This is a genomic window from Rhodoferax sp. (genome assembly GCF_039922535.1).
GTDB lineage: Bacteria > Pseudomonadota > Gammaproteobacteria > Burkholderiales > Burkholderiaceae_C > Rhodoferax_B.
Map to the genome: position 1 here is coordinate 1 of NZ_JBDTEM010000080.1, position 10,488 is coordinate 10,488.

Here is a 10,488-nt window from a genome sequence, read left to right on the forward strand (position 1 = left end):
AACCTGGGCGACGGCACCTACTTCCACAGCGGCCTGCTGGCCATCCGCCAGGCGATTGCGGCGGGGGTCAACATCACCTACAAAATTTTGTACAACGATGCGGTGGCCATGACCGGCGGCCAGCAGATTGGCGAGCGCCCAGAAGGGCACTCGGTGGTGCAGATTGCGCAGTCTGTGCTTGCGGAAGGCGCTATCAAAACCGTAGTAGTGACGGACGAGCCGGAGAAGTACCAGGGCATCGCGCTGGCGGCGGGCGTGGAGGTCAAACACCGCGACCTGCTGGACGACATCCAGCGCGAGTTCCGCCAGATCAAGGGCACCACCATCCTCATTTACGACCAGACCTGCGCCACCGAAAAGCGCCGCCGCCGCAAGCGCGGCACAGCGGTAGACCCGGCCACCCGGGTGGTGATCAACCCGTTGGTCTGCGAAGGTTGCGGCGACTGCGGTGTGCAAAGCAACTGCCTGAGTGTGGAACCGCTGGAAACGCCCTTGGGCCGCAAACGCCAGATCAACCAGTCCAGCTGCAACAAGGACATGTCTTGCGTCAAAGGCTTCTGCCCCAGCTTTGTGACCGTGCAGGGCGGGCAACTGCGCAAGAAAAAGCCTGCGCAGGCGCTGTCGCCTTTCACTGGCAGCCCGCTACCCGAGCCGGTACTGCCCAGCACCACCGCCGTGTGGGGCATCGTGGTGGCGGGCGTGGGCGGCACCGGGGTCATCACCCTGGGCCAGTTGCTGGGCGTGGCCGCGCACCTGGAGGGCCGGGGCGTCGTCACGCAAGACGCGGCGGGCCTGGCGCAAAAGGGCGGGGCCACCTGGAGCCACGTGCTGCTGGCACCGGTGGACGCGGGGCAAGAGGCTATCCGCACCACCCGGGTCGGCGCAGGCGCAGCGGATTTGGTGCTGGGCTGCGACCCGGTGGTCACGGCAGGCAAGGAAACCCTGCTGCGCATGCGCCCGGGCCGCACCCACGTGGCGCTGAACACCCACACCGCCCCCACGGCGGCCTTTGTGCACAACGCCGACTGGCAAAACCCCACGGCCGCCTGCACCGCCGAAATCGTGCGCGCGGCGGGGCTGGACGGCATCGCCAGCTTCGATGCCGATGCGGCCGCCAACAGCCTGATGGGCGACAGCCTGTACGCCAACCCCATGCTGCTGGGCTACGCCTGGCAAAAGGGCTGGGTGCCGCTGCGGCTGGATTCGCTGCTGCGCGCCATCGAGCTCAACAACATGGCGGTGGAGGCCAACAAGACCGCTTTCGCCTGGGGCCGCCTCGCGGCGGTCGACCCGGCCAGCGTGGCCGCCCCGGCGCAAGCCATCCAGTGGCATGCCCGCGAGCCGCTGGACGCCATGCTGCAGCGCCGCGTGGCGTTTTTGACCGGCTACCAGAACGCCGCCTACGCCGCCAGCTACAGCGCCTTTGTGGCCCAGGTGCGCCAGGCCGAGCAGCCGCTGGATGCCCACTTGCAGCTCACAGAGGCCGTGGCCCGCTACCTGTTCAAGCTGATGGCCTATAAGGATGAATACGAGGTTGCACGGCTGCACACCGACCCGGCGTTTCTGGCCAGCATCCAGGCCCAGTTTGAGGGCGACTTCCAGCTGCACTACCACCTGGCGCCGCCGCTGCTGGCCCAAAAGAACGCCCAGGGTGTGCTGCAAAAACAAAAATTTGGCCCCGGCGTGCGCTGGGCCTTCCAGCTGCTGGCCCGGCTCAAAGGCCTGCGCGGCACGCCGTTCGACCCGTTTGGCTACCAGAGCGAGCGGCGCACCGAGCGGGCGCTGGTGGGCGAGTACCGCGAAAGCATCACGCAGATGCTGCCGCAGCTCAGCGCCGCCAACCATGCGGCGGCCATTGAGGTGGCCCGCATTCCAGAGCAGATCCGCGGCTACGGCCACATCAAGGCGCGGCACCTGGCGGCGGCCCGCATCCAGTGGGCGGCTGCGTTGGCCGCTTTCAAAACCAGCACGGAATAGGCTTCCAGCGCTTATTGAATCTGCGCAAGCAGCTACTGAAAACATAGCAACCCTGCGGTGCGGTGCCTATGGCAAGCACCGATTCCGAAGCACCAACACAGCGGCATACAATTGGTTCTACCCCCGCCCAGTCGCACGGCACCTGTTGTGCTGTGTCTGCGGGTTTATTTTTGCCATTTGTCGTTGGAGCCTTCTGTGTTTATTTCTTCTGCTTTTGCCCAAACCGCCCCCGCTGCTGCTGCCACGGGCGGCGACATGATGTCGTCCCTGACGGGCATGCTGCCCCTGGTGTTGATGTTCGTGGTGCTGTACTTCGTGATGATCCGCCCCCAGATGAAGAAGCAAAAAGAACACCGCACCATGCTGGAAGCGCTGGCCAAGGGCGATGAAGTCGCTACCGCGGGCGGCCTGATCGGCAAGGTCACCAAGATGGGCGACGGCTTTTTAAGCCTGGAAATCGCCACCGGCGTAGAAGTGCAACTGCAGCGCAGCGCCGTGGTCCAAGTCATGCCCAAAGGCACCGTCAAGTAACCAAGCCAGGACCCAAGCGCGACCATGAATCGATACCCGGTATGGAAGTACGTGATCCTCCTGGTCGCGCTACTGGTGGGGGCCATTTACACCCTGCCCAATTTCTTTGGTGAATCTCCCGCGGTGCAGGTTTCTGCCGCCCGCGCGTCGGTCAAGATCGACGACACCACCCTGGCCAAGGTGCAAGACGCACTCAAGGCCGCCAACCTCACCCCCGACCTGATCGGCATCGAAGGCACTTCGGTCAAGGCCCGCTTTGGCAACACCGACGACCAGCTCAAGGCCAAAGACGTGGTGCAAAAGGCGCTGGTGCCCGATACCAACGATGCCAACTACGTGGTGGCGCTGAACCTGCTGTCGCGCTCGCCCTCGTGGCTGACCGCTTTGCACGCCTTTCCCATGTATTTGGGGCTGGACCTGCGCGGTGGCGTGCACTTCATGCTGCAAGTGGACATGCAGGCCGCACTGACCAAAAAAGCCGAATCCCTGGCCGGTGACCTGCGCACCAGCCTGCGCGACAAAAACGTACGCCACAGCGGCATCGCCCGCAACGGCCAGGCGATTGAAGTGCGCTTTCGCGACAGCGAGACCCTGGCGGCCGCCAAAGCCGTGGTGCAGGACCAGTTTCCCGACCTGATCACCACCGACGCGCCCGACGGCACCGAGTACAAGCTGACCGCCACCATCCGCCCCGAGTCGGCACGCCGCGTGCAAGACCAGGCACTGAAGCAGAACATCACCACCCTGCACAACCGGATCAACGAACTCGGCGTGTCCGAGCCGGTGATCCAGCAGCAGGGCTTGGACCGCATCGTGGTGCAGTTGCCCGGCGTGCAAGACACGGCCAAGGCCAAAGACATTCTGGGCCGCACCGCCACGCTGGAAGTGCGTTTGGTGGACGAAAGCACCGAAGCCGGTGCCGCCGCAGCGGGTGCCGGGGCTGTGCCGTTTGGCGACGAACGCTACTTGGAACGCAGCGGCCAGCCCGTCATCGTGAAGAAACAAGTGGTGTTGACCGGTGAAAACCTCACCGATGCCCAGCCCGGCTTCGACAGCCAGACCCAGGAGCCCACCGTCAACCTGACGCTGGACGCCAAGGGTTCGCGCATCTTCAAGGATGTGACGCGTGAAAACATCGGCAAGCGCATGGCCATCATCTTGTTCGAAAAGGGGAAAGGCGAAGTGGTGACGGCTCCGGTGATCCGCTCTGAAATCGCCGGTGGCCGGGTGCAAATCTCGGGTCGCATGACGACCCAGGAAGCCAACGACACCTCGCTGCTGTTGCGCGCCGGTTCGCTGGCCGCGCCGATGGAAATCATCGAAGAACGCACGATTGGCCCGAGCCTGGGTGCGGAAAACATTTCCAAGGGCTTCCACAGCGTGACCTGGGGCTTTGTGGCCGTGGCCATCTTCATGTGCTGCTACTACATGCTGTTCGGCGTGTTCTCCAGCATTGCGCTGGCTTTCAATCTGTTGTTGCTGGTGGCGGTGTTGTCCATGCTGCAGGCGACGCTGACCTTGCCGGGTATGGCCGCCATGGCCCTGGTGCTGGGTATGGCCATCGACTCCAATGTGCTGATCAACGAGCGCGTGCGCGAAGAGCTGCGCGGCGGTGCCTCACCGCAAGCGGCCATCCACGCCGGTTTTGACCGCGCCTGGGCGACGATTCTGGACTCCAACATCACCAGCGCCATCGTCGGCATCGCTTTGCTGGCTTTTGGCTCGGGCCCTGTCCGCGGATTTGCCGTGGTGCACGTTCTGGGTATTGCCACCAGTATTTTTTCGAGCGTGTTCTTCTCGCGCGGCCTGGTCAATCTTTGGTATGGCCGCACCAAGAAGCTCAAAACCGTGTCCATCGGCACCGTGTGGCGGCCCGCAGCGGCCGCCGAAACCCCAGTCAAGTAAGGACGCGTCAGCATGGAGTTTTTCAAGATCCACCGCGACATTCCGTTTATGCGGCATGCGCTGGTGTTCAACATCGTCTCGTTCGTCACCTTTTTGGCGGCGGTTTTCTTTTTGTTCTCGCGCGGGCTGCATCTGTCGGTGGAATTTACCGGCGGCACCCTGATGGAGGTGAGCTATTCGCAGCCCGCCGACCTGACCAAGGTACGCACCCTGGTAGCGGGCCTGGGCCTGCAAGATGTGCAGGTGCAAAACTTTGGCACCTCGCAAGATGTGCTGATCCGCATGCCGGTGCAAAAAGGCGTGACCTCGGCCCAGCAGAGCGACCAGGTACTGGCTGCGCTGAAGACCGGGGACGCGGCGGTAGTGCTCAAACGCACCGAGTTTGTGGGTCCGCAGGTGGGTGACGAGCTGGCGGTGGACGGGCTGAAGGCGCTGGCATTCGTGGTGGCGGGCATCATGCTGTACTTGGCCATCCGCTTCGAATGGAAGTTTGCGGTGGCGGCCATCATCGCCAATTTGCACGACGTGGTCATCATCCTGGGCTTTTTTGCCTTCTTCCAGTGGGAGTTTTCGCTGCCGGTGCTGGCGGCGGTGCTGGCGGTGCTAGGCTATTCGGTGAACGAGTCGGTGGTGATCTTTGACCGGATTCGTGAGAACTTTCGCCGCTTTCGCAAAATGACTTCGATGCAGGTGATTGACAACGCCATTACATCGACCATCAGCCGCACTATCATTACCCATGGCTCTACCCAGATCATGGTTTTGTCGATGCTGGTGTTCGGTGGCCCGACCCTGCATTACTTTGCGCTGGCCCTCACCATCGGCATCTGCTTTGGCATTTACTCGTCGGTGTTTGTGGCGGCGGCCATCGCTATGTGGCTGGGTATTCGGCGGGAAGACTTGGTCAAAGCCACTGGCAACAAGAAAGACGAAGACCCCAACGACCCCAACGCAGGCGCAATCGTCTGACCTGCGTCTGAAACATGGCCTCTAACGCCCCTTCCAACCCCGACCGGCAACTCGCTCGCACTGCGCGCGAGAGCCTTGTCACGGAGATGGGGCAATCCATGGGCGAAGTCAGCCGGGCGGTGACTGCGCGCTTGACGGTACTCCTTGAAGAAGCGCACACCACCCGTGAAATGCACGAGCGCCAGGATGCCTGGACCGCCTTCCAGCGACACAGCCGGACCTGGGAACAAGGCACCGCCACCGCTTGGCAAAAGGCCTTGCTGCCAACGGCCAATCCTTCCCCGGCGCACCACCGCGTATCGCAGTTCGAGCTGATGGGCGACGATGTCGTCGAAAACAAAATACTGGCTTCGCGCATGTCCCAGTTCAGTCTGGACAAGCTGGGCGAGGCCTATGGCAATCTGTGCGCCCGCATCCAGTTGCTGGAATCCACCGACGAGCTGGCCAGCCACGACCCGATCCGCCCCGAAGTAATGATGCTGGCGCTGGTCGAGCAATGGATGGCAGTGGGCTTGGCGCGCAATATCCTGCCGCTGGTCACCGATGCCATGCAACGTGAGCTGGCCAACCATTTTGTGCATGCGTTTGAGACCTGCAATTCCCTGTTGCTGTCCCGCGGCGTGATCCCCACCGTCGACTTGCGCTCCCGTGTGAAGCGCAGCGACGCTGCTGGAGCGGCAACCGCCGTGCCGCGCGCCACCCAGGAAGCAACTTCGCGGCCTGGGGGTCTTGATCCCGACGGGAACGTGACCCGCTTTCAACCTTCGAACCTGTCGGCGGGTCGACAAGGTGGCGGCGCAGCGGACGACATGCAACGGCTGGATGGCGGTGGCAGAACCCCTGGCGCTGGAGGGGCACGCCAAGCAGCCGACGAAACCCGCATGATGACAGCGGTATCGCCATTGGCACGGGCACGGCGACGGGCCCAGGGCGTGATGGGCCACCTGAAGCGCATGCTGAACGACCACGTCAGTGATTTTGATGCCACCGAGCAGCATCCAGTGTCGCCCGCCTTGGCGCGGGCGATTGCCCGCAAGCGCGACGGCGGTGATACCGACCCCATGTCCGATGGCATGGCAGCGCCAACCGACCGCTACGAATACGGCGTGGCCGATGTCTCCCGTGCCGCATCGGTGCTGCGCGACCGCTCCAACGAACTCAAGCAAAAAGCCGCCACCCAAGCAGAAAAAGCCACCATCGAAGTGGTCGCACTGATGTTCCAGAGCATCCTGGCCGAAGAGCGCATTCCGCCATCGGTGCGGGTGTGGTTTGCCCGTTTGCAACTGCCAGTGCTGCGCGTGGCCCTGGCCGAACCCGAGTTTTTCAGTACGGTAGACCACCCGGCACGCCAACTGATCGACCGTATGGGCTCCTGTGTGATGGGCTTTGATGCACGGGCCATCAACGGCAGCGCCATGGAGGCCGAGATCCGCCGCGTGGTGCAGGTGATTGAGCAGTACCCAGAAACCGGCCGGCGCGTATTCCAGCTGGTGTTCGACGAGTTTGTGGTGTTTTTGTCCAAATTCCTGACCGAAAAATGCAGTACCCAGCGTTTGGTCAGCCTGGCACAGCAGGTGGAGCAAAAGGAAACCTTGGCCATCCAGTACACCATTGAGCTGCGCAACATGCTCAAAGACATGCCGGTGCGCGAAGAGATCCGAGAGTTTCTGTTCAAGATCTGGGCCGAGGTCTTGGCCATGGCGGCGGTACGCAACGGAGCGCAACACGAAGACACCGTGGCCCTGAAAAAAGCCGCCTCCGAACTCGTCTGGTCGGCCAGCGCCAAGCCCAACCGCGCCGACCGCGCCAAAGTCATCCAAAGCTTGCCCACCTTGCTGCAGCGCCTGCGCCAGGGCATGGGCCTGCTGGGGCTGGAAACGCCAGCCCAAGAGGCGCACATCAAGACCATCAGCGACACGCTGGCCGATGCCTTTATGTCCAAGACCGAGGCCATTCCCCAGGCCCGCATCGATTCCATGGCTGCACACTTGGCCAACCTGGAAGACTTCTTCAGCGACGAAGCCACCGGCGATTTGCCACTGGACCCGGAAAGCATCGAGATGATGCTGGGTATGGATGCATCCACCATCGACGTGATTGCCGACGGTGGCTCCAAGCCCACCGATGCCATGCTGGCCTGGGCGCAAGAGCTGCAGTTGGGGCATTGGTTCATGCTGGACCACAACCGCCAGGTCAACCGCGTGCAGTTCGCCTGGCGCAGCGAACGCAAGCAACTGCATCTGTTTGCAGCCATGGACGGCCGCAGCTACCTGATCCAGGCCCGCCGCCTGGCCGCGTATCTGCAAGCCGGTTTATTGGTGCCGCAAGAAGAAGAAGCGTTGACCCTGCGCGCCACCCGCGACGCATTGGCCAAGCTGGATGCGAATCCCGAGCGCTTGCTCGCCTAGTTGCTACGTTTTTTGCAGCTGCTTGCGCTCATGCTATGGGCGCTAACGGCCTAAAAGACTAGTGGGCTACCCGGTCCGATGCGTCGTCGCAGAGCTCGTCGAGCACCAGCGCATCCGGCTCCTCGCCAAAACTCCAGTAGACCATCAGGATGATGATTTTCAGATCGTCCAAGGTCACCGGGCTGCCATTGGCGGCCATGGCGCGGTCCAGTACGATTTCGCGCATCATCGGGGCCAGTACCCCGGCGGTTTCCAGAAAGCTCACAAACCCCAGGCATTCGGCCCCCAGATGGTCTTGCTCGGCCACAGAGTAAATGCGCAGGCTGTCGGTGGCGGGGAAAGCGATCGCCTCGACTGGAAGAATGGGGGCGGTCAGGGCCAGGTCGGGGCTGTGCGAGGCCTGGTGCAGGCCGTCCAGCCAGCGCAGCGCCTCCTCGATTTCATCGGCGTCGAAGCCGACCGCCGACAATTTGCGGCCCAATTGCGGCGACTCGGGGCAGGCATCGCCGCGCCAGTAGTTTTCATAAACGAACACGAGTACTTCAAACATGAACCCAATATAGCGCAGAAACCTGGCGTAGGTCGGTCGCAACTTTTAAGTGTGGGCAATGCGCTGAAAAAGCCCTCCGGGCAGGCGCGCCACCTGGTTGTCCAGCTCCAGTTCTAGCAGTTGGACTTGTAGCTGGGACGCGGAAATGCCCGTGCGGGCGACCAGCGCGTCCAGGCCTACGGGGTCATAGCCCAAGGCCGTGAGCAATGGATTTTCAGTGCCATTTTGGCCGTTGGCGCTGGCGACATCTGCGTGAGAAGCTATGAAATCAGGAGTACTAGACAACTTCAACTCGTCCAGCACATCCTGGATGTTTTCCACCAGTTTGGCCCCTTGCTTGATCAGCGCATGGCAGCCTCGGGCCTGGGCCGAGTGGATGGAGCCAGGTACCGCAAACACCTCCTTGCCCTGCTCGGAGGCCAGCCGTGCAGTGATCAACGAGCCCGATTGCAGCGCGGCTTCGACCACCAGCGTGCCCTGGGTCAATCCGGCAATCAAACGGTTGCGTTTGGGAAAGTTGGCCGACAGCGGCGGCGTACCCAGTGGGTATTCGCTGAGCAGCAGGCCATGCAGTGCGATCTGGTGGGCCAGGGCCAGGTTGCGCTTGGGGTAGACGCGGTCCAGCCCGGTGCCCACCACGGCGATGGTGGCCAGCCGGTCTGTCGCCCCGGCTGCGCCTTCCAACGCACCGAGATGGGCCGCACTGTCCACGCCCAGGGCCAAGCCCGACACCACAGTCAACCCGGCCTGGGCGCAGGCCTTGCCAAACTGCCGCGCATTCGCCTCGCCCTGGGGCGTGGGGTTGCGGCTGCCGACGATGGCGATGTTCTGGGTACTGGCGGCCTGCCACAGGTCGGTACGGCCCAGCGCATACAGCAACAGCGGTGGGTCTTCCATGGCCAGCAGGCCGACGGGGTAATGGGCATCGCCCAAGGTGACAAGGCTGCGTGGGGCGGCTCCGGTGGTGGCCAGCCATTGGGCAGTGGTTTCCAGCTGCGCATCTAGCTCGGGCGGGGTTTGCTGCAGAGCTTGGGCCTGCGCCGGGGTCACGATGTCACGCAGGCTGGTGGCCGGCTGCGCAAACACCGCTTGGGGTAGACCAAAGGCGGCCATCAGGCGGCGCGCGCTGGCGTTGCCGACTCCGGGTGTCAGAAGCAGGCGCAGCCAGCCTGCCAGCTCGTCCCGGTCCATACCCTCAATGTGGCGTGGTTAGCCGGTCGCCGATTTTCACGCCGGTCTTGATTTCCAGAATCAGGCCATAAGACAGGCGCTCGAACGGGCGAAACACCATCAGCAGGCCGTTTTGCTCGTCCGGCAGTTGGATGCGGGTTTTGGTGGCATCGGTGCTGTCCACCATATTTGCGCCGGCGGACAGCAGCGACAGCACGTGACCCCGCTCAATGCCGTCTTTGGTGCCCTTGTTGATGACCACAATCTGGTACTGGGCCGCATTGGCGATAGAGGTGCTACCGTAGACCGAAACGATGCGGGCATCGACGTTTTGCGACGGCGCACGCGGCACAAAGTTCAGCAGCTCGCGTTCGGGTTCGGGCAGCAGGCGGTCGCCCACGCTGATTTCTTCCTTGATCGACTGGATATCGACGGTGGCGGGCACGATGTCCACCAGCGGTTGGCCATTTTTGTCGAGCAGGCCCGAGGGCTGGCGGCTTTCCCCCTTGACCAGCACCACCTTGCCAACGTACTGGGTCTCATAGCCCAGCACTTCCTTGGTGACCGGGTCACGTAGCGGCGTGGCCTGGCGCATCACGCGGAAGTTCCAGGGCTTGTCTTTGCCGTCCAGCAGGGGCGCTTCCAGCGGCCCGCGCACATAGGCACGGTCGCCCCGGCTGAGCAAGATCCGCTCGTCTGCAGTGGCCACAATGCGCGGTGCCAACGCCAGGGTGTTTTCGTCCACGATCAGGGGTTCGGCCAAAAACGGCTCGATCAGATTGGTCTGCAACGTGGGCAAGGCGTTGTCGCCCAGATTCTCGATGCGGGTCCGTGGTGACAGCCGCACGGTGCGCACTCCGTCGTTGGGCTGCGCCTGGCCTGCCAGCAGCATGGCCCGGCCGTCTTTCTTAAGCAGCAGCAGCTGCTGGCCGGGGTAGATGCGGTGCGGATTGCGAATTTCTTGCTGGTTCATGCCCC

The 10,488-nt window shown here is 63.0% G+C and carries 8 protein-coding genes; 5 read left to right on the top strand and 3 right to left on the bottom strand.

The features are described 5' to 3' along the window. From ABI213_RS03285 to ABI213_RS03305, 5 genes are all read left to right on the top strand, one after another. The coding region (locus tag ABI213_RS03285; protein ID WP_348026097.1) for an indolepyruvate ferredoxin oxidoreductase family protein at positions 1-1,977 on the top strand (1,977 nt) is incomplete at its 5' end. Between the two features lie 195 nt (positions 1,978-2,172). Beyond that, positions 2,173-2,508, top strand: a complete 336-nt coding sequence (gene yajC, locus ABI213_RS03290; RefSeq protein WP_348005989.1) for a preprotein translocase subunit YajC — start codon at positions 2,173-2,175, stop codon at positions 2,506-2,508. A gap of 24 nt (positions 2,509-2,532) precedes the next feature. Further along, positions 2,533-4,413 (top strand): protein translocase subunit SecD, encoded by a 1,881-nt coding sequence (secD, locus tag ABI213_RS03295; RefSeq protein ID WP_348005990.1) that lies wholly within the window; start codon positions 2,533-2,535, stop codon positions 4,411-4,413. A 12-nt stretch (positions 4,414-4,425) separates the two neighbouring features. Further along, positions 4,426-5,382, top strand: coding sequence for a protein translocase subunit SecF (gene secF / locus ABI213_RS03300; protein ID WP_348005991.1), 957 nt, complete (start codon positions 4,426-4,428; stop codon positions 5,380-5,382). 14 nt (positions 5,383-5,396) lie between these two features. Next, positions 5,397-7,790 (top strand): DUF1631 family protein, encoded by a 2,394-nt coding sequence (locus ABI213_RS03305; protein ID WP_348026098.1) that lies wholly within the window; start codon positions 5,397-5,399, stop codon positions 7,788-7,790. Between the two features lie 58 nt (positions 7,791-7,848). Here ABI213_RS03305 and ABI213_RS03310 read toward each other — a convergent pair whose 3' ends face one another. The 3 genes from ABI213_RS03310 to ABI213_RS03320 form a co-directional block, all read right to left on the bottom strand. Beyond that, the gene (locus tag ABI213_RS03310) at positions 7,849-8,340 is read right to left on the bottom strand and encodes a DUF494 domain-containing protein (protein ID WP_348005993.1); all 492 of its coding nucleotides are present in this window, start codon (positions 8,338-8,340) and stop codon (positions 7,849-7,851) included. A gap of 45 nt (positions 8,341-8,385) precedes the next feature. Further along, the gene (dprA, locus tag ABI213_RS03315; protein ID WP_348026100.1) at positions 8,386-9,531 is read right to left on the bottom strand and encodes a DNA-processing protein DprA; all 1,146 of its coding nucleotides are present in this window, start codon (positions 9,529-9,531) and stop codon (positions 8,386-8,388) included. Between the two features lie 4 nt (positions 9,532-9,535). Next, positions 9,536-10,488 (bottom strand): peptidoglycan-binding protein (locus ABI213_RS03320; protein WP_348026102.1); only part of this gene is annotated, 953 nt, incomplete at its 5' end.

What these genes read in the sequence shown, in the direction of transcription:
- secD (WP_348005990.1), top strand. Translation starts at nt 2,533, where the DNA reads ATGAATCGATACCCGGTATGGAAGTACGTGATCCTCCTGGTCGCGCTA.
- secF (WP_348005991.1), top strand. Translation starts at nt 4,426, where the DNA reads ATGGAGTTTTTCAAGATCCACCGCGACATTCCGTTTATGCGGCATGCG.
- ABI213_RS03305 (WP_348026098.1), top strand. Translation starts at nt 5,397, where the DNA reads ATGGCCTCTAACGCCCCTTCCAACCCCGACCGGCAACTCGCTCGCACT.
- ABI213_RS03310 (WP_348005993.1), bottom strand. Translation starts at nt 8,340, where the DNA reads ATGTTTGAAGTACTCGTGTTCGTTTATGAAAACTACTGGCGCGGCGAT.
- dprA (WP_348026100.1), bottom strand. Translation starts at nt 9,531, where the DNA reads ATGGACCGGGACGAGCTGGCAGGCTGGCTGCGCCTGCTTCTGACACCC.